General features: G+C 69.3%; 19 protein-coding genes. 6 read left to right on the top strand and 13 right to left on the bottom strand.

The genetic code is table 11. The annotated features are described in order from the left end of the window. Genes ABWI04_RS29855 through ABWI04_RS29830 form a run of 6 tightly spaced genes read right to left on the bottom strand, consistent with a single transcriptional unit; the run spans nt 1 to nt 7,023 of the window. Nucleotides 1-1,452, bottom strand: a complete 1,452-nt coding sequence (locus ABWI04_RS29855; RefSeq protein ID WP_353834526.1) for an NAD(P)/FAD-dependent oxidoreductase — start codon at nt 1,450-1,452, stop codon at nt 1-3. Continuing rightward, entirely contained in the window at nt 1,449-2,291 is an 843-nt protein-coding gene (locus tag ABWI04_RS29850) for an ABC transporter permease (RefSeq protein WP_345175056.1), read from the bottom strand. The genes ABWI04_RS29855 and ABWI04_RS29850 overlap by 4 nt, the downstream gene beginning before the upstream one ends. Then, nucleotides 2,288-3,151: an ABC transporter permease gene (locus ABWI04_RS29845; RefSeq protein ID WP_345175054.1), complete on the bottom strand. Its 864-nt coding sequence runs from the start codon at nt 3,149-3,151 to the stop codon at nt 2,288-2,290. The genes ABWI04_RS29850 and ABWI04_RS29845 overlap by 4 nt, the downstream gene beginning before the upstream one ends. Beyond that, nucleotides 3,151-4,404, bottom strand: coding sequence for a polyamine ABC transporter substrate-binding protein (locus ABWI04_RS29840; protein ID WP_353834525.1), 1,254 nt, complete (start codon nt 4,402-4,404; stop codon nt 3,151-3,153). Before ABWI04_RS29840 ends, ABWI04_RS29845 begins: the two co-directional genes overlap by 1 nt. Beyond that, entirely contained in the window at nt 4,401-5,552 is a 1,152-nt protein-coding gene (locus ABWI04_RS29835; RefSeq protein ID WP_345175048.1) for an ABC transporter ATP-binding protein, read from the bottom strand. The genes ABWI04_RS29840 and ABWI04_RS29835 overlap by 4 nt, the downstream gene beginning before the upstream one ends. A 37-nt stretch (nt 5,553-5,589) precedes the next feature. Continuing rightward, nucleotides 5,590-7,023, bottom strand: coding sequence for a gamma-aminobutyraldehyde dehydrogenase (locus ABWI04_RS29830; protein ID WP_345175046.1), 1,434 nt, complete (start codon nt 7,021-7,023; stop codon nt 5,590-5,592). Nucleotides 7,024-7,187: 164 nt separating this feature from the next. On the opposite strand from ABWI04_RS29830, the gene ABWI04_RS29825 reads away from it, so the two are divergent. The 5 genes from ABWI04_RS29825 (at nt 7,188) to ABWI04_RS29805 (ending at nt 11,132) form a co-directional block, all read left to right on the top strand. Next, nucleotides 7,188-7,649, top strand: a complete 462-nt coding sequence (locus ABWI04_RS29825) for an Lrp/AsnC family transcriptional regulator (protein ID WP_345175044.1) — start codon at nt 7,188-7,190, stop codon at nt 7,647-7,649. 94 nt (nt 7,650-7,743) lie between these two features. Continuing rightward, entirely contained in the window at nt 7,744-8,001 is a 258-nt protein-coding gene (locus ABWI04_RS29820; RefSeq protein WP_185023107.1) for a type II toxin -antitoxin system TacA 1-like antitoxin, read from the top strand. Between the two features lie 663 nt (nt 8,002-8,664). Continuing rightward, entirely contained in the window at nt 8,665-9,102 is a 438-nt protein-coding gene (locus ABWI04_RS29815; protein ID WP_353834524.1) for an HIT family protein, read from the top strand. A gap of 627 nt (nt 9,103-9,729) precedes the next feature. Continuing rightward, complete coding sequence (locus tag ABWI04_RS29810) at nt 9,730-10,446, top strand: ABC transporter ATP-binding protein (RefSeq protein ID WP_353834522.1); 717 nt, start codon at nt 9,730-9,732, stop codon at nt 10,444-10,446. Continuing rightward, entirely contained in the window at nt 10,443-11,132 is a 690-nt protein-coding gene (locus tag ABWI04_RS29805) for a hypothetical protein (protein ID WP_345175036.1), read from the top strand. Before ABWI04_RS29810 ends, ABWI04_RS29805 begins: the two co-directional genes overlap by 4 nt. Nucleotides 11,133-11,946: 814 nt before the next feature. Here the strand turns inward: ABWI04_RS29805 and ABWI04_RS29800 are convergent. The 3 genes from ABWI04_RS29800 to rlmN form a co-directional block, all read right to left on the bottom strand. Next, complete coding sequence (locus ABWI04_RS29800) at nt 11,947-12,771, bottom strand: DUF1963 domain-containing protein (protein ID WP_353834521.1); 825 nt, start codon at nt 12,769-12,771, stop codon at nt 11,947-11,949. A gap of 63 nt (nt 12,772-12,834) precedes the next feature. Further along, nucleotides 12,835-13,338, bottom strand: a complete 504-nt coding sequence (locus ABWI04_RS29795) for a DivIVA domain-containing protein (protein ID WP_345175032.1) — start codon at nt 13,336-13,338, stop codon at nt 12,835-12,837. 67 nt (nt 13,339-13,405) lie between these two features. Further along, nucleotides 13,406-14,551: a dual-specificity RNA methyltransferase RlmN gene (gene rlmN, locus ABWI04_RS29790; RefSeq protein WP_345175030.1), complete on the bottom strand. Its 1,146-nt coding sequence runs from the start codon at nt 14,549-14,551 to the stop codon at nt 13,406-13,408. Nucleotides 14,552-14,664: 113 nt separating this feature from the next. Between rlmN and ABWI04_RS29785 the strand changes: the two genes are divergently transcribed. Next, on the top strand, nt 14,665-15,810 hold the full coding sequence (locus ABWI04_RS29785; RefSeq protein ID WP_345175028.1) for a suppressor of fused domain protein: 1,146 nt from the start codon (nt 14,665-14,667) through the stop codon (nt 15,808-15,810). Nucleotides 15,811-15,868: 58 nt separating this feature from the next. Here the strand turns inward: ABWI04_RS29785 and ABWI04_RS29780 are convergent, their stop codons facing one another. From ABWI04_RS29780 to tsf, 4 genes are all read right to left on the bottom strand, one after another. Next, a complete protein-coding gene (locus ABWI04_RS29780; protein WP_353834520.1) occupies nt 15,869-16,864 on the bottom strand; it encodes a phosphatidate cytidylyltransferase in 996 nt (331 codons plus the stop codon). After that, nucleotides 16,864-17,421, bottom strand: coding sequence for a ribosome recycling factor (frr, locus tag ABWI04_RS29775; protein ID WP_345175023.1), 558 nt, complete (start codon nt 17,419-17,421; stop codon nt 16,864-16,866). Before frr ends, ABWI04_RS29780 begins: the two co-directional genes overlap by 1 nt. A gap of 74 nt (nt 17,422-17,495) precedes the next feature. Continuing rightward, nucleotides 17,496-18,197 (bottom strand): UMP kinase, encoded by a 702-nt coding sequence (gene pyrH / locus ABWI04_RS29770; protein ID WP_378189359.1) that lies wholly within the window; start codon nt 18,195-18,197, stop codon nt 17,496-17,498. A gap of 135 nt (nt 18,198-18,332) precedes the next feature. After that, entirely contained in the window at nt 18,333-19,169 is an 837-nt protein-coding gene (gene tsf, locus ABWI04_RS29765; protein WP_345175019.1) for a translation elongation factor Ts, read from the bottom strand. Between the last annotated feature and the right edge of the window lie 103 nt (nt 19,170-19,272).

Raw genomic sequence — 19,272 nt, 5'->3', positions numbered from 1 at the left:
TCAGGAGTCGAAGCCGAGGCCCATGCGGTCGAGGGTGCGGAGCCAGAGTCCCCGGCGCCCCGCGTTGCGGTCGGCGCGGGCGATCTCGCGCCGGGTCAGCTCGATGACGCCGTAGCGCAGCGGCTCGGGCGGGAACGGGACGGGCTTGGAGCGCACCATCGCCAGCCGTGTCCGCTCGGTCTCCTCGCCGGGCGCGAGACCGACCCCCAGGAGGTCGAGCATGACGTCGGCTCCGAAGCGGGTGGCGCCGACACCGAGGCCGGTGTAGCCCGCCGCGTATGCGAGCCTGCCGTCGTAGGCCGTCCCGTAGAAGGCGCAGAAGCGGCTGCACGTGTCGATGACGCCGCCCCAGGCGTTGGTGAACCGCACACCCTCCAGTTGCGGGAACGTCGCGAAGAAGTGCCGGGCCAGAGTCGCGTACGTGGAGGGGCGCCGTTCCAGCGCGGGACGCATTCCGTTGCCGAAGTGGTAGACGGCGTCGTAGCCGCCCCACAGGATGCGGTCGTCGGCGGTGAGCCGGTAGTAGTGGAACTGGTTGGCGCTGTCGCCGAGCCCTTGCCGGTGCCGCCAGCCGATGGACGCGCGCTGCGCGGGCGTGAGCGGCTCGGTGACGAGCGCGTAGTCGTACACCGGGACGACGTAGTTGCGCAGGCGCCGAAGGATCGGCGGGAAGGCGCCGGTCCCCAGGGCGACGTGCCGGGCGGTGACCGTCCCGAGCGGGCGGGGCGCCCGGTCGCCCCGCCGCGGGGGCGCGGCGGCCGCCAGCCGGAGCCCGCGGGCGTCGGTGCGCGGCGCCGTGACGCGGGTGTTCTCGAAGACGCGGACCCCGAGGGCGCGGCACGCGTCCGCCAGGCCCCAGGCGAGCTTGGCCGGATGCACCATGGCGACGGCATCGCGGTCCCACAGGCCCGCCAGGTAGGTGGGCGAGTCGACCTCGGCGCGGACCGCCTCCGCGCCGAGCATGATCGGTTGCCAGCCGTGCTCGTAGGCCTTCTCCGCCGCCTCCTGGAGCGCGGGCACCTGCCACTCCTCGGTGGCGACGCTCATCTCCCCCGTCGGCTCCCACTCGGCGTCGATGCCGTGGCGGGTCAGCGTCTCCGCGATGGCGCGCAGGTTGTCCCAGCCGAGGCGTTCGAGCGTGTGGGCGTCGTCCGGCCAGCGCCCGAGGCCGTTCTCCAGGCCGTGGGTGAGGCTGGCGGCGCAGAACCCGCCGTTGCGTCCGGACGCGGCGGCGCCGATCCGGCCGGCCTCCAGCACGACCACGTCCAGGGACGGGTCGCGCTCCTTGGCGAGCATGGCCGTCCACAGGCCGCTGTAGCCGCCGCCGACGACGGCGAGGTCGCACGTCAGCGTGCCGGACAGCGCCGGACCCGCCTCGGGGCGGGCCGGGTCCCCGAGCCAGAACGCCTCGGGGGCGGCGTCGGCGAGCGCCCCGGCCACGTTCGCGTTCATGCTCGCGTTCGCGCGCGGGCGCTGCGCCGCGCCGACACCACCGCGATCAGCACGCCGACCGCGAAGATGATCGTCCCCATCACGTTGACCTGCGGCGGCGTCCCCGTCCTGGTGGAACCGTAGATCCACAGCGGGAACGTGACGGTGGCGCCGCTGGTGAAGTTGGTGATGACGAAGTCGTCGATGGACAGCACGAACGCCAGCAGCGCCCCCGCCAGCACCCCCGGCATGATCATCGGCAGGGTGACCAGGCGGAACCGCGTCCACGGGCCGGCGCCGAGGTCCTGCGCCGCCTCCTCCACCGCGGGGTCGAGCCCGACGACGCGGGCCCGGACCGTCACGGCCACGAACGCGATCGAGAACATCACGTGCGCGAGCAGAATCGTCAGGTAGCCGCGCGGCAGGTTGAACGTGACGAACATCGACAGCAGCGACGCGCCCATCACGATCTCCGGACAGGAGATCGCCATGAACAGCACGAGGTTCGTCGACCCCTTGCCGCGGAACCGGTACCGGCCGAGCGCGAGGCCCGCGAACGTCCCGATGACCGTGGTGATCAGCGTGCTGAGCAGCGCGATCGTCAGCGAGTTGACGACGGCCGCGGTGAGGTCGCTCTTGTCGAACAGGTGCGCGTACCAGCGGAGCGTGAAGCCCTGCCACTCGAAGTTCTGCTTGCTGCGGGTGTCGTTGAACCCGAACAGGATCATGATCGCGATCGGCAGGATCAGCCACGCGATCAGCACGAGGGTGTAGAGGTGCAGGCCGGAGATCCGGCGCCGGGGTGCGCGCCGCCGCGGGGTCTCGGCGGGCGCCGCGGGGGCCTTGGTGTGCGTCGTCATCGTCCCGCCGCCTCCAGGACGTCCTGCGTGCCGAGCGTGCGCGCGTAGGCGAAGATCCCGACGAGCAGGATCGCCATCAGCGCGAACGACAGCGCGGACGCCGTCGGGTAGGCGCTGTTGTTGAAGTACTCGGTCTGGATGACGTTGCCGATCATGGTGTTCTGCGGGCCGCCGAGCACCTCGGCGTTGACGTAGTCCGACGACACCGGCACGAACGTCATGATCACGCCGGCGAAGACGCCGGGCAGCGACAGCGGCAGGATGACCCGGAGGAACGCCTGCGCGCGGCTCGCGTACAGGTCGTAGGCCGCCTCCACCACGCGCGGGTCGATGCGTTCGAGCGCCACGTAGATCGGCAGGACCATGAACGGCAGGAAGTTGTAGGCGAGCCCGGACACGACCGCGACGCCGGTGTCGAGGACGTGGAAGCCCTCCGGCAGGACGCCGTGGTCGCGCAGCGGCCCGAGGACCGGCCCGTTGTCGGTGAGGACGAGCTTCCACGACACCGTCCGCAGGATGAACGAGACGAAGTAGGGAAGCAGCAGGAGGAACAGGTACGTCGACTTGGCGCGCCCGCCGCGGAACGCGATCCAGTACGCGGCCGGGTAGGCGAGCACGATGCACGCGACCGTCGCCAGCAGCCCGTACCAGAGCGACCGGACGAACTTGTCGCCGTAGGTGCTGAGCCCGTCGGTGTAGTTCTGCCAGTGCAGCGTCTGCTGGAAGCCGTCGATGAGGTTCCCGGTCTGCAGCGACAGGGACACCATCAGCACCATCGGGACGAGGAAGAACGCCGCCAGCCACAACCCGCCCGGAAGGATCATCAGGTACGGCGCGAGCCGTCCCCGCACCCCGCCCATCACGAGCCCTTGGAGATCGGCTCGAAGATCTTCTGGTACTCGGTCTCCTCCGCCTGCGTGAGCCGCCGGTAGTGCCGCAGCCGGGCCAGGTCGGCCTGCGACGGGAAGATCAGCGGGCTGGCGCTGAGCCGGGTCAGGTCCTTCTTGTCGTCGCCGCCCGCCTGCTCGGCCTTCTGCGCGAGGAGCTTCTGGGTGGCCGGGATCGGCGGCATGTAGTTGATGAACTCGGTCAGCGGCGCGTTGTTCTCGGGAACGTAGAGCCAGTTCATGAGGGTCAGCGCGTCCACTGGGTTCTCGGCGGTCTTCGGGATGCACAGGTTGTCGGTCCAGATCGTGCCGCCCTCCTTGGGCACCACGAACTTCACGTCCGGGCTCGTCAGGCTGTACACGTCCCCCGACCACGCCATGGTCATCCACACGTCGCCCTTGCTGACGGCGTCGACGTAGTCCTGGCTGTAGTACTTGCGGACGATGCCCCTGTCGCGCTGCTCGCGCAGCTTGGCGGCGGCCTTCTCCCAGTCCGCCTTCGTCGACTTCTCCGGGTCGATGCCGAGCAGGAACATCCCGAAGTTCCCGAGCTCCTGCGAGTCGCCCATCATGCCGACCTTGCCCTTGTACTTCGGGTCGAACAGCTGGGCGATGCTGGTGATCTCCTCCTTCACGTACTTGGTGTTGTACGCGATCCCGGTGACCCCCGACTCGTACGGGATCGTGAAGGCGTTGCCCGGGTCGTAGGACGGGTTCTTGAACGACGGGCCCGCGTTCGCCTGGAAGTTCGGCAGCTTCGACAGGTCGAGGGGCGCCAGGTAGCCGAGCTGGCGGCACTGCTCCAGCTGGATCCCGTTCGTCATCACCATCAGGTCGAAGCCGATGGACTGCCCGGCGGCCAGCGGAGCCTGGATCTTGCCGAACCACGGGCCCATCTCCTGGATGACCTCCTTGTAGGTCACCTTGACGCCCGTCTCCTTCTCGAACGCCTTGATGGTCTCCCGGTCGTCCTGCATGTAGCCCGGCCAGTTCGCCCAGTTGAGCCTGCCGCTCTTGGCCTTGTTCGCCCAGTACTTCTCGACGTCGCTCTGGGTGACCTTCTCCTTGCCGCCCTGCCCCTTCACCCCGCACGCCGACAGCGCGAGCCCGGCGCCGGCCGCGCCCATCAGCCTCAGGACGTCGCGGCGAGCCGGGCCGCCCGCGCCGGAGCGCGCCAGGCGCGGCCTTGTGAGTCCGCGGAGGAAAGCGGGGTCGAACTGGCTCATTGCGGGGCTCCAATGGCGTACGAGTGGCGCGGATCCCACGACAACCAGACGCTGTCGCCGCGCACGGCGATGTCGTCGGCGGACGTCGCGTTCTGCAGGAACACGACGACGTCGGCGCCGGCGGAGGTGGTGATGTTGTAGTTCGTCGACGTCCCGAGGTACACGACCTCGGTCACGGTCCCCCGGACGGCGCATTGCCCGTCCCCCGGCCTGTCCAGCCCGATCCCGATCTTCTCGGGGCGGACGGTGAGCTCCACGCGCTCCCCCGCGACGGCCTCCCGGCCGTGGCGCATCGGGACCTCGATCCGGCCGTCGGGGCCGTGGGAGAGCACCGCCCCGCCCGGCCCCGTCCCGGTGACCTCCCCCTCCAGCAGGTTGGACGTGCCGATGAACCCGGCCACGAACCGCGTCGCGGGATGCTCGTAGATCTCCCGAGGCGTGCCGAGCTGCTCGATCACCCCGTCGTTCATGACGGCGATGCGGTCCGACATCGTCAGCGCCTCGCCCTGGTCGTGCGTCACGTACACGAACGTGACGCCGACCCCCCGCTGGATCCGCTTCAGCTCGACCTGCATCGCCTGGCGCAGCTTCAGGTCGAGGGCGCCGAGCGGCTCGTCCAGCAGCAGCGCCCGCGGCTCGTTGACCAGCGCCCGGGCCAGCGCGACCCGCTGCTGCTGGCCGCCGGACAACTCGGCGGGGCGGCGCTTCTCCCGTCCCGCCAGGTCGACGATCTCCAGCATCTCCCCCACCCGCCGCGTGATCTGCGCCTTCGGAACGCCGCGCCGGCGCAGGCCGAACGCGACGTTCTCGAAGACGCTCATGTGGGGGAAGAGCGCGTACGACTGGAACACCATGTTCACGTCGCGCCTGTTGGGGGGCACGTCCGTGACGTCCTGCCCGCGCAGCCGGACCCGCCCCGCCGTCGGCTCCTCGAAGCCGGCGATCATGCGCATGGTCGTCGTCTTGCCGCATCCCGACGGGCCGAGCAGGGAGAAGAACTCCCCCTCCGCGATCGACAGGTCGACGCCGCGCACCGCCGCCACGGTCTCGCCGTAGGCGTGGTAATCCTTCTCGACTCCCGCGAGTTCGATCGCGGGGACCGCGACGGCCGGATCGTCGCGCGCCGCGGCGGGTTGGGTCTCGGTCATGGGCGGGACTTCCTTCACGGGCTCCGGTCGGCGGCGCTCAGCCGCCGATGTAGTGCATGACGTGCTTGACGCGGGTGTAGTCCTCGATTCCGTACATCGACATGTCCTTGCCGTAGCCGGAGTGCTTGAAGCCGCCGTGCGGCATCTCCGACACCAGCGGGATGTGGGTGTTGACCCACACGGCGCCGAAGTCCAGTGCCTTGCTCATGCGCATGGCGCGGCCGTGGTTCTGCGTCCACACGCTGGCGGCGAGGCCGTACTTGACGCCGTTGGCCCACTCCACGGCCTGAGCCTCGTCCGAGAAGCTCTGGACGGTGATGACCGGGCCGAAGACCTCGTTCTGCACCATCTCGTCGTCCTGCCTGAGGCCGCCCACGACGGTCGGGGCGAAGAAGTAACCGCGGTCCCCCACGCGCTCGCCACCGGTGAGGACCTTCGCGTGGCTGGGCGCCCGCTCGATGAAGCCCTGGACGCGCTCCAACTGGTTCGCGTTGTTCACCGGCCCGTAGAAGGCGTCGGCGTTGCTCGGAGGCCCGACGACCGTCCCCTTGGCGGCCTCGGTGAGCGCCTCGGTGAACTCCCCGTGCAGCCGGTCGGCGACCAGCACGCGGGTGGCCGCCGTGCAGTCCTGGCCCGCGTTGAAGTACCCGGCCTCGGCGATACCCGTCGCCGCCGCCTCGACGTCGGCGTCGTCGAACACGACCACCGGCGCCTTGCCGCCGAGCTCCAGGTGCACCCGCTTGAGGTCCTTGGCCGCCGACGCGGCGACCTCCATACCGGCCCGCACGCTTCCGGTGATCGACACCATCTGCGGCGTCGGGTGCTCCACCAGCGAGCGCCCGGTGCCGCGGTCGCCGCAGATCACGTTGAAGACGCCCGGGGGCAGGAACTCGGCCGCGATCTCCGCCAGCATCAGCGTGCTCGCCGGGGTCGTCTCGGACGGCTTGAGCACCACGGTGTTGCCCGTCGCCAGCGCCGGCCCGATCTTCCAGATCGCCATCATCATCGGGTAGTTCCAGGGCGTCACCTGGGCGCACACCCCGATCGGCTCCCGCCGGATCGAGGAGGTGTGGTCGGCCATGTACTCGGCGGACGCCTTGCCCTCCAGCACCCGGGACGCGCCGGCGAAGAACCGGAGGTTGTCCACCATCGGCGGCACCTCCTCGTCCAGGGTCATCTGGACGGGCTTGCCGGTGTCCCGGCTCTCCGCCCTGACGAGGTCCTCCGCCCGCTTCTCGACCGCGTCCGCGAAGCGCAGCATCGCGAGGCTCCGCTCCCCCGGCGTGGCGTCGCGCCAGGCGGGGAACGCGTCGGACGCCGCACGGAACGCGGCGTCGACGTCCTCGGCGCCGGACACCGGCGCCTCCGCGTACGTCTCGCCGGTGCTGGGGTCGACCACCTCCAGCGTCCGCCCGTCCTTGGCGTCGACGTATTCTCCGCCGATAAAGTTGCGCAGCCGCTCGCCGCTCATCCTCAGGTCCCTCCTGGGCGCCGTCGCCCGTTGTGTCCTGTTGGCCCGACCCTTACAGAGGAGTCCGTCCAACACAAGTGATTCCGTTGTTACGATCGAATTTCACGACTGATTCACTTGGCCCAGAGGCCTCACACCCTCGATGCCGCAGCTAGGAGAACCGGATGGAACGGGCAGCCCGCGTCCAGCTCGACGAGACCGCCAAGCAGATCATCGAGCAGCTCCAGCAGGACGGCCGCCGCTCCTACGCCGCCATCGGCAAGGCCGTGGGCCTCTCCGAGGCCGCCGTGCGCCAGCGCGTGCAGAAGCTCCTCGACACCGGCGTGATGCAGATCGTCGGCGTCACCGACCCGCTCATGCTCGGCTTCCACCGCCAGATGATGATCGGCGTCAGGTGCGAGGGCGACCTGGAGAAGATCGCCGACGAGCTCGCCGCCCTGGACGAGATCGACTACGTCGTCATCACCGCGGGTTCGTTCGACATCCTCCTGGAGCTCGTCTGCGAGGACGACGAACGTCTTCTGGAACTTCTCGGCCGTATCCGCGCCGTCCCGGGCGTCGTCTCCACCGAGAGCTTCGTGTACCTCAAACTTCGCAAACAGACCTACTCCTGGGGAACCCGCTGACTCCGCCGGACACCGCCGATTCTCGTTCTCAGAGGGGATGTCCTGGCAACTCCTCGCGGCGTACTTTGAAAGGCCGCAAGGAAGGAGACCGGCCATGCCCGAGTCGGTTCGCCAGGACCTTCCGGCCGATCCCGCCGACGATCACATCACCTTCCGTACCACCGCGGAGCAGTTTCTCGTGATCCGCGCGGCGGCCGAGCTGATCGGCTGGTCGGTCACCGACTTCGTCCTGTCAGCCGCCCTGGACCGCGCCGAACGCGACCTCTACGAACACGCCGCGGCGCAAGAGGCGGCAGAGCCCGCCCCCGACCCGATCCCTCCCTACACGGCCCTGCTGCTGGCCCTGTCCTGACCCACCCTGATCAGACGAAGCCCACACGCTGACACCCCTCCCCGGCGGCGGTCGAACACGACCACCAGACGACCGCCGCCACAGGGCAACCAAACCGCCCAGCCCACCCATGATCAACACTCCCATTCCACTCAGCCACTCTCAAACGCAAGCACTAGCGGCGACCAGCGCTCCCAGAACAGCCACCCCCTCAGCCACCAGCACCAGCAAAACCTGGCCCAACCACCAGGCACCAATCACGGCCAGCCAGACGTAGAACGACCCACCACCAACACAGCACCGGCAGAAACCCAACCCACCCAACCGCCACCATGAGCGAGTCCAGGCAAACGACCCCAGAGAACCCCAGAGCGCAACACCTCCTAGCGGCCAGCCATCACCAGCAGGAGTTCAGAGTCGTGACCGCCAAGAGCTAATCGCGGCCAGACGGGCCTGACAAAGCACACAGAACGACCAACCACTCTCAGCGACCAGCACCCGGCCGGAGCCCAGGCCAATCACCGCCAGGCACGGTGCGGGAGCACCCGAGCACGGCTCGTCCTTGAGGCCCCGGCCGCGAACCAGAGCGCTCGCCTGCTGGGTGGCGCCGACGTCGCCTTCGGAGCCATCGATCACATCGGGCCGATGTGCCGTTGCCTGCGGGTGGGGCTGGAGAATAGGGGGATGGGTGAGGCTGTGAGCAAGGCATGTCTGTTCTGCGAAATCATCAAGGGAGAGCGGCCCGCGCACGTCGTGCTGGACGCACCGGACGCGATGGCGTTCCTCGACACCCGCCCTCTCTTCAAGGGCCACACCCTGCTGGTCCCGCGGACGCACTACGAGACGCTCACTGACCTGCCCGAGGACCTTCTAGGCCCGTTCTTCGCGCAAGCCCAACGCCTTGCCCAGGCGATGGAATCCGTCCTCGAAGCAGCCGGCTCGTTCGTCGCCATGAACAACCGGATCAGCCAGAGCGTCCCCCACCTGCATGTACACGTGGTTCCACGCAACCCGAAGGACGGCCTCCGCGGCTTCTTCTGGCCCCGCCAGAAATACGCCTCCGACACCGAGGCCGCCGACTACGCAGCCCGCCTCTCAAAAGCCCTAACCACCCCCACCTAACCCAATCCCCCAACAACCCCCACCCCACCACCGGCACCCAACGCACCACAACGGGCCGCGCGCCCTGACCGCGAAGGCCGAGGAAGTCTGCGCATAGTGCTGGCTCACCGTCAGGCCACGCCGAGAACTTTCCAAAGGTCGGCCAGGAGTCCCAAGCCCCGCCAGCCCCCAAGCCACCTCAGCACTTCAGACAACGTCAGCGCCCCAAACCACGTCAGGCCACGCCAACACAGCAGCGTGTAGGGGCTACAGGCCCCTAAGCGCGCCAACCGGGCTTCACGCCACGTCAGCACGGCCGCAGGTAGGGCTGCAGGCCACCCAAGCGCGCCAGCCGGGCCGCACGCCGCGTCATCAAGCCCATCGCTGAGGTACCCCACAGTCCTTCGGTGCCAGACGTCGCCCTGCGGAACGGCTCCGCAGCGATCGGCGCTGCGAGCAGCGGCTCGCAGACGAAGGCATGTCAGGGGCCGCCGGGCTTCGCTATCGAAGACTGGGCCTTCCTGGCCTGCTGGTGCACGCAAGAGGTCGCTTGACTCACACCCGTGACTCCAGCGCTAGGTTCAGGCGCGGGTGGCGTGGGTGGAGCTAACGCCGTCCTTACGGAGAGGTGTCTACAGTTCCGGTGCCATGCGGCTCGAGCGTGTCGCCTTTCGTTATCGGCGCCGGGACCCATGGGTTTTTCGGGATGTCACCGTGACGCTTCCGAAAGGAAGCGTCACTGAGGTGACCGGGCATAACGGCGCGGGGAAGTCCACGCTGCTGCGAGTGATGGCCGGCCTGCGCAGGCCACGAGCGGGCGTCGTCGAAGGCCGTCCCGCACGAGTGGGGTACGCGCCGGAGCGGTTTCCGGTCGACCAGCCGTTCAGCGTTCGCGCCTACCTGGGCCACTTGGCGGCCATCCGCCGCATCCCCGCTGGCACTGGTGACGTCTGGGCAGAGCGGCTGGCCTTTGCGCATCTCCTAGATGTACGGCTGTCCGAGCTCTCGAAGGGCAGCGCGCAAAAGATCGGGCTTGCGCAGGCGCTCATGGCGGACCCCGAGCTGCTCATCTTGGACGAGCCCTTCGCGGGCCTGGACGCCGCTACCCGCGATTCCCTCCCCGAACTGATCTCCGATTTGGCCTCGCGCGGCACCACGGTCGTCGTCAGCGACCACCAGCGCTGCATCGAGGCGATGCCCGGCGTCGACCGCCTGCACGTCGCCAACCGCTCCGTGACACCGCTGGCCCCGGGGGACACCAGTCCTTGGACCGTCCTGGAGGTCGAGGTGCCCGGAGACGAGGCCGACACCGTGGAGACGAAGCTGAGGGCCGACGGCTACCGGGTGCGGAGGCGTGAAGAGTGATCGCACTTGTCCGATTCCACGTAGCGGGTTACCTCCGCTCGCTGCGCGTCCTGCAGCCGCTGATCGTCGTGGCTCTGCTGGTGGCGTTGGTCCTCGCGCAGGGGCCGAGCGGTCCCGACGCGGGCGAGCTCGCGGTGCGGACTTTCGCGGATGTGGCGGCGATCATGTTCCCCGTGTGGGCGTGGTCGGCTCGCGCCCTCCTGGACACACAGCCCGATGAGCAGCGCGCTCTGACCGCCACCGCGGCCCGCCACCCGTCCGCGCCCACGTGGGCGGGCCTGCTCGCGGCCTACGGGGTGAACGTCTCACTGGGCGTCGTGACACTGGCCATTCCTCTCATCCAGGCCCTCCAGGCGGGCTCGCCGGGACGGGCGATCTTGGCAGGCTGCGCGTTGAACCTCCTCGTGGCCGTCCCCGGCACGCTCCTCGGGGCGTGGACGAGTCGCCTTCTCATCCCCGATCCCGGGATCTCGCTGCTGGCGCTTCTCGGCGGCGCGACCGCTCTCCTCCTCCTGGGCATGGGACGGCTCTCCTGGCTTTCCATCCCGATGATCGATTGGATGCGCGCAGCTCACGACGGCCCGAACGTCTTCGTCTCGCACTTCCCCGTCACCGCCCTCCACCTCCTCATCTGGTCCACGGTCGTAGGCACTGCCTACTTCGTAACCACCCACCGCACCCCCTGACCGCTCCCCGCGGTGGTGCATCCACCCTTCGGCGGCGGTGTCGCGGGCGCGACTCCCGAGGAGCACCAGCTCACACCGCGCCTTCGCCCGCTGACCCGGCCCTTGCCACAGAGGCCTTCGATTCTTGGACGGACGGGGTAAAGCGTTCCGGCGGCCACGGCGACCATCACGCCGCCGCGTCCCGTGAGCACTCGACCACGGGCACTCGTCTCACGGGAGTTCTCCGGCCCGAACAAGCTGGGACGCACAGCACCGCGCGGGGACGGCGCCATAGAGAGCGACCCCAGCGAGCACCAGGTCACGCCGCGCCTGCGTCGTCCGGCAGGGCTTTGAACGGACGGAGCTAAGCCTCTGTGGCTGGGGTAGTCATCACGGCCATGTGCGTGCCGCGCCCCGGAAGGGTCCGGCCGATCTCGTTGGTGTGGTTGTACAGGAAGAGGTAAGCGACAGCCTCTGTCCGCCTTCGACTGCGGCACAGCATGTTGGCAGGGCCCAGGCCGCCGCCAGTATGAGCTGATGCTCCTCGCCGCTTCCTCTTCGCGGCCAGCTCTACCCGCAGGCATCTCGCCGTTGAGAGCCCGGGACGGCCACCGGGGCGACGCTACGGGCCGACGGCCGTGTGGGTTGACGCTCCTCGCCGCTTCCTCTTCGCGGCCGTCTTTGTTCGCAGGCATCTCGTCGTTGGGGGGCCGGGACGGCCACCGGGGCGACGGTATGGGCCGCCGCCCGTCGGGTGGTGTGTTCCCGAGGGTGTGAGGCTGTGGAGGCTGATTTGGCCCAGCGGGCGTTTGGTCGGGCGATGCCTTCGGGTGGGTTACGCGGCCTGGACGGTTAGCCATGTCTGCTCCAAAGGGGTGTCGTGGCGGTTGCAGAAGTAGATGCGGCCCGGGTCGCCCCAGTACCAGCCGAGGCGGTCGTCGGAGTCGAGTTGGAGGAGGAGGTGCCATTCCTCGACCGCGCGTTGCTCGTCCGGTGTGAGGGCCGGAGGATGGAGGGAGTTCAGGGTGCGGCCGGTCGAGGCGTACAGGCAGTCGGGGCCGATGGGACGCTGGACGAGGGTCGGCCAGCCGCCCAGTTGGTGCGCGGGGGCTTCGTCCGGGCAGGTGTGGCGCGTCCACGCGGCGTGCAGTTGTTCGTACACGGGCACGATCCCGTCGTAGACCATCTCCAAGCGTTGGATGTCGGCCTCCTGGGGAGAAGGCAAGGAGAGGAACGGAGCGGCGCCTAGCGTGACCTGCGGGTAGGAAAGGGCGCCTGATGGCGGGGTCGCCGGGCGGAGGGTGCCAGTGAAGACGCGCCAGCCGTCGCGTTGGCTCGGTTCGTCGCCCCAGGGACGCGGGAGCCCGCTCGCGTAGTAGAACGCGGCGCGGCAAGCGGGCAGACCGGGCACCCTCGGCAGGCCGGCGAGGCCCGCGAAGTCGATCGCGCCTAAGAAGTCGAGCGGGCGGCCTTTCCAGGTCGGCCATGGCTCGTCCGGCGGCAGCTGCGGGGTGCCTCCAAGGTGGACGGGCACCTCACCGCGGGTGGAGAGGCGAAGCCCGGGCTTGGTCAGGGGCAGCAGAATGGCCGTGATCTCCGGCGCGAGGAAGGCGTCGAACAGGGCTCGGAGCCGTCGGTACTGTACGGCGAAAGGGTCCATGCACGTAGCGTGGCGCGACCGTCACGCGGTGCGCCACGTCCTGCGAAATTGTGGATAACTTCGTCAGCGTTCGAGGGCCGCCGCGAGTTGCAGCAGGAAGCGGTCGACCTCCTGCTCGTCGTAACCGGGCCCGAACCGGACGGTGCGGAACGCGCTCTCCCGCACGTCCCGGGCGGTCACGGGCGGGGCGATGCCGCGCAGGCCGGCGATCACGCGTTCGAGGAAGGCGTCCACATCCCGCACGTCGTAGCCGGGGCGCAGGCCGGCACCGGAGAAGCGCGCGTTCTGGATCCAGTTGATCAGCCAGGCCGGCTGGGCGCGGGTGCGGCCGGGGCGCTCCGCGATCGGCGCGCGGGCCTGGAGTTCCCTGATGCACTCGCGGAGCAGCTCGTCCACCGCGCGGTGGTCGTAGCCGCGAAGGACGGTGGTGAACCGGGCTTGGCGCACCTCGTCCGCGGGCACCGGCGGTCCGCCGCTCAGCGCTTGCGAGATCCGTTTGAGCAGGGCGTCGACCTGGTCCCGGTCGTAGCCTCGCAAGACCACCGGCAGCCGTGTACCCGTCCTCACCGGCACCGCGCTCCTCAGCCGTGTCCGCGCGCTCCGCGCGGCGCCGGGAACGCGCCCCGCGGCGCGCTCAGTCCTTGGTCGCCGCGGCCAGCTGCCCGCAGGCCCCGTCGATCTCCCTGCCCCGAGTGTCGCGCACCGTGACCGGGACCCCGTGGGCCTCCAGGCGCCGGACGAACTCGCGCTCGTCCTCGGGCCGGGAGGCGGTCCACTTGGAACCCGGCGTTGGGTTCAACGGGATCAGATTGACGTGTACGAGATGGCCGCGCAAGAGCCTTCCGAGAAGATCGGCCCGCCAGGCCTGGTCGTTGATGTCCTTGATGAGGGCGTACTCGATCGAGACGCGGCGCCCGCTGCGCTCGGCGTAGGCCCAGGCGGCGTCGAGCACCTCGGAGACCTTCCACCGGTTGTTGATGGGCACGAGGTCGTCGCGCAGCTCGTCGTCGGGGGCGTGCAGGGACACGGCCAGCCTGACCGACATGTCCTCGGCGGCGAGCTTCTCGATGGCCGGTACGAGCCCGACCGTGGAGACCGTGACCGAGCGCTGGGAGATGCCCAGCCCGGCGGGCGCCGGATCGGTGATGCGCTTGACCGCGCCTATCACGGCCTTGTAGTTGGCCAGGGGCTCGCCCATGCCCATAAAGACGATGTTGGAGACGCGGCCGGGGCCCCCTGGGACGCGCCCACGGGCGAGTGCGCGCGCGCCCGCGGCGACCTGCTCGACTATCTCGGCCGTGGAAAGGTTGCGGGTGAGCCCTGCCTGACCGGTGGCGCAGAAGGGGCAGTTCATCCCGCAGCCCGCCTGGGACGAGACGCACATCGTCGCCCGGTCGGGGTACCGCATCAGAACCGACTCGAACAGGACGCCGTCGAAGGCCTTCCAGACGGTCTTCAGTGTCGTTCCGCCGTCGCAGTCCAGTTCGCGTACTGGGGTCAGCAGCGAAGGCAGCAGTTCGGACACCAGCCGATCCCGGACAGCGGCCGGCAGGTCCGTCATCTTGGCGGGATCGTCGACGAGGCGCGCGAAGTAGTGGCGCGACAGCTGGTCGGCGCGGAACGGCTTCTCCCCCAGTGCGGCGACCGCCTCGCGACGCTCGGCCGTGGTGAGGTCGGCGAGATGCCTCGGCGGCTTGCCGCGCCTCGGTGCGGCGAAGACGAGCTTCGCCGGGGTCTTCTTGGGCGCGGCACCGGTCGCGGAGGGCTGGGTGGTAGACATGGTCCTTCCAGTGTCGCAAACACCTGTGCGTGCATCGTCCGTCCTGGACGTCCGCCCATACCTGAACAGCGACATTCCTGCACACGGCCTTGTCTGCGACTAAGGTCTCGATCATGTCGGTTTTGCGCAGGGGCGCCGCCTCGCCCCGGGGGTCAGCGGCCACGGTCGTCCACGCGGCGGCCAGCCCGTACGGCAGCCGGCGACTCACCGTGGAGACCGACGGCGAGGTCACCGCCGCCTACCTGAAGGACGCGCGCGACTCGGTGGTCGGGGCGGTCTGGGTCGCGAACCACCGCGAGGCCCCACGGGAACTGGACCGGTCGCGGCTCGACGCGGGCCACGCGCCCCTTCTGCCAGAGTCCCACGTGCGCCACCCCGCAGGACGCCCGGCGCTGGACACTGAAGCGCTGGAGGTCGTCTGGTTCGAGGAGGGCGACGGCGTGGCCCTGCTTGAGGGGGGCGACCTGCTGCTGGTGATCCCCGGCTGGTCTGACATGGGGCGCGGCATTCCCGGCTACGCCCGCGACGCCACGCTGCAGAGCCCGTTCGCCTTCCCTCTGGACGAAGGGATCGAGGACTTCGGGCCTCGCGTCGAGCAAGCACGCGAGCACTGGAAGAGATGCCGCGCAGACGGCTCCTGGGCGGAGTTCCAGCAGTCGATCCTCGGTCACCTCCTGCAGAGGCTGGGTCCCAGTGGCCACTACTGGCACGATGTCGGACGCCAGTTGGCGGGCGGCAGGCCGAGCATGGCCCCGACGGTCGGGGTCTCGGAGCGTCCCGCAAGGGGCGACCGGCAGTTCACCGTTCTGAGCACGGTCGGGATGAGCCGCCAGCGAATGCCTACGGTCGAACTGTACGAGGACGACGTCGCCCCATACGGACGCATAGAACTGGCCGTCGCCAGCACGCTGCCCAGTCAGCGGTCAGGCAGCATCTTCCCGTGGCTGGCGCAGTACCCGTGGCGGTCGGTGACGTGGTTCGCGCCTGGGGACGTCGTCAAGTGGTACCACGAGGCTCGCACGTTCCCCCTCGGCAACGGCGAGTCGTCCTGGGAGGGTGTGCTTCTTCTGGACGACCCGAACCGTCTCGCGGGTCCTGAGGCGCCTGGCATGACCGGACTGACACTCGCCGGCGACGCCGTCCGATGGCTGTGGCTCGTGCCCATCACGGGCGAGGAGCACCGGTTCGCCAAGAGCGAGGGGTCGGACGCGCTCATCCGGCGTCTGGCCCAGCAGGGCCGTTCCTGGGTCGTTTCCTAAGGCGGCCTGTCTCTCAGGGGCGGTCCGCAGTCGAGCCGCGGAACGCCCCCAGGACGTCCTAGCTGGGGACGAACAGTTCCAGCAGCAGCCAGACGACGGGGGCCGTCGCGACGAGGGAGTCGAGGCGGTCCATCACTCCCCCGTGGCCGGGCAGGAGCGTTCCCATGTCCTTGATCCCGAGATCCCGCTTGATCATCGATTCGACGAGGTCGCCTGCGGTCGCGGTGACCACGGCGGCGAGTCCGATGATCACGCCCTGCCAGATGTGACCGCCGTCCAGAAGCCACCACACCAGCCACCCGCCCACGATCATGCAGGTGACGGCGGACCCGGTGACGCCCTCCCAGGTCTTCTTCGGGCTGATCGTGGGCGCGAGCTTGTGCCGGCCCAGGAAGGACCCGGCGAAATACCCGCCGATGTCGCTGGCGACGGTCGTGGCGATGAAGATGACGATGCGGTGGTCGCCGTCGTCGGGACGCATCAGCAGCGCGACGATCCCGCCCATCAGCACCAGGTAGCCGGCCACCAGCGACCCGGCGGTGACGTCCCGCACGTATCCGGAGGCGCCCTCGGTCAGGCGCGTCATCAGCAGCGCGAGGACCGTCAGCGAGACCGCGGCGATGGTGGCGGTGGAGCCCCACACGTAGGCGACGACCGGCGTTCCGACCATTCCCGTCGCGACAGGGATGAACGGGACACGGATGTCGCGGCTCTTGAAAGCCTCGGTCAGTTCCCGCATACCGAGGAACAGGAACACGACCATCACGCCAAGGAAGATCTCCTTGATCGTGTACAGCGAGAGCAGCACGAGAGCGCCGAGCGCGACGCCCACACCTATGGCGAGCGGGAGGTTTCGCCCCGTCTTGCTCTCGGGCTTCCCAGCGGGCGTCGCGCCGCCGGAAGGCGAGGGGCCATCGGAAGACGGGGGGTCGCCGGAGCCGTCCCGCCCCTGCCCAGGGGGCGAGGCCAGTGCTTCTCCGGGGGGTGGGCCGGCCATGTCGACCTCCGGCTCGTCCGGGGAGCCCGAGGGCTCCCCGGCGTCGTCAAGTCTCATCAAACTTCGAGCAGTTCGGCCTTCTTGTGCTCAAGGAGCTCGTCGATCTGCGCCACGTAGCGGTGCGTCGTGTCGTCGAGATCCTTCTCGGCACGCCTGACGTCGTCCTCGCCGACCTCGCCGTCCTTGGCGAGCTTGTCGAGGGCGTCCTTCGCGCGGCGCCGGATGTTGCGGATGGAGACCCGGCTCTCCTCCGCCTTGGTGCCGGCGACCTTGATGAACTCCTTGCGGCGCTCTTCCGACAGGTCCGGGAAGACGACCCGGATGACGTTGCCGTCGTTGGTGGGGTTCACACCGAGGTCGCTGTCGCGAATGGCCCTCTCCACCGCCTGCATGGACGACTTGTCGAAGACCTGGACGACGACCATCCGCGGCTCGGGGAGCGTGAAGGACGCGAGCTGGTTGATCGGCGTCGGCGTCCCGTAGTACTCGGCCGTGATCTTGTTGAACATCGCGGGGGTGACCCGGCCCGTGCGGATGGCCTGGAAGTCCTCCTTGGCGACCGCGACCGCCTTCTCCATCTTCTCCTCGGCTTCGAGGAGGGTCTCGTCGATCACTGTGACTCCCGTGTCATCTGGTCGGCCCTGATCCTGCGGTTCCGCGCCGCGTCCGGCGCGGCCGTGGGCTGCGGTCAGCCCTCCGCCGGGCTGACCAGCGTGCCGATCTTCTCACCCCGGACGGCCCGGACGATGTTGCCCTGCCCCATGAGGTCGAAGACCACGATGGGGAGCGCGTTGTCCATGCAGAGGCTGATGGCCGTGGCGTCCATGACCTTCAGGCTCCGCTGTAGAACTTCACCGTATTCCAAACGGTCGAACTTGACCGCGTCTGGATTCTTTCGGGGATCGGCATCGTAGACACCGTCCACTTGCGTGGCCTTCAGGACCGCCTCCGCACCGATCTCCAGCGCGCGCTGGGCGGCGGTGGTGTCCGTGGAGAAGAACGGCTGACCGAGCCCGGCACCGAAGATGACCACGCGGCCCTTCTCCAGGTGCCGCATGGCGCGGCGCGGGATGTAGGGCTCGGCCACCTGGCTCATGGTGATGGCGGTCTGCACCCGCGTGTCGAGCCCGAGCTTCTCCAGGAAGTCCTGCAGGGCCAGGCAGTTGATGACGGTGCCGATCATCCCCATGTAGTCGGCGCGCCCGCGGTCCATGCCGCGCTCCGCCATGACGGCGCCGCGGAACATGTTCCCGCCGCCGCACACGACCGCCACCTGCACGCCGTCCCGGACGGCTTCGGCGATCGCCTCGGCGACGTGCTGGACGACCTCCGGGTCGATGCCGAGCGGGTCGCGTCCGGCGAAGGCCTCGCCCGAGAGCTTCAGGAGCACCCTCTTCCAGCCCGCGCGCGGCGCGTGCTGGCCGGACGACGAGGCCGCCGTCGCGCTACTGGTCGTCTTGTCCGGCACGTCGGCGGCCTCCTCGTTGCGTTCGCTATGTCTCGGGTACTCGTCTCCAGAGTGCCCTTAAGCCTGCCCGACCTTGAAGCGGGCGAAGCGGACGACCTTCACGCCGGCCTCGTCGAGGACCTTCGCGATCGTCTTCTTGTTGTCCTTCACGAACGCCTGCTCCACGAGCACGAAGTCGCGGAAGTAGGCGTTCACCCGGCCCTCGACGATCTTCGGGATCGCCTGCTCGGGCTTGCCCTCGTCGCGGGTGAGCTGCTCGGCGAGCGCCCGCTCCTTCTCGATCGCCTCGGCGGGGATCTCCTCGCGGGTGAGGTACTTCGGAGCCATCGCCGCGATCTGCTGGGCGACGTCCTTGGCGACCTCGGCGTTCTCGCTGTCCAGCTCGACCAGCACGCCGGTGGTCGGCGGCAGCGACGGGTCGGACTTGTGCAGGTAGCTGGCCACGTAGGCGCCCTGGAAGTGGGCGAACCGGCGCAGCTCCAGCTTCTCGCCGATCTTGGCGCTGTTCTCCTCGATCAGGGCCTGGACGGTCTTGCCGGGCTCGATCTCGGTGGTCAGCAGGCCGGCGGCGTCCGTGACGCCGTTGGCGGCCGCGAACTCGACCAGGCGCTGGGCGAGCTCGATGAACTGCGCGTTCTTGGCGACGAAGTCGGTCTCGCAGTTGAGCTCCAGGAGCGCCCCGTCACCGGAGTTCGCAAAGTGCTCGGCGACCAGGCCGTTGGCGGCGGTGCGCTCAGCGCGCTTGCCGACGTCCTTGGCGCCCTTGAGACGCAGCAGCTCGGTCGCCTTCTCGAAGTCGCCGTCCGCCTCGGTGAGGGCGTTCTTCACGGCCATCATGCCGGAGCCGGTCAGGTCGCGCAGCCGCTTGACGTCAGCGGCGGTGAAGTTGGCCATCGCTCTCTTCGCTTCTCTCGTCGTTGGTCGTGTGACCCGCGACGGTCCCGGCGGGGGGGGCGCGGCCGCCGCCGGGGCCCCCGGGGGGGCAAGTGACTTGTGT

It is taken from the genome of Actinomadura sp. NPDC000929 (genome assembly GCF_040492065.1).
GTDB classification, from domain to species: domain Bacteria; phylum Actinomycetota; class Actinomycetes; order Streptosporangiales; family Streptosporangiaceae; genus Spirillospora; species Spirillospora verrucosospora.
The sequence above is the reverse complement of the archived record's forward strand: the minus strand, read 5'-3'. Positions and strand labels throughout refer to the sequence as shown.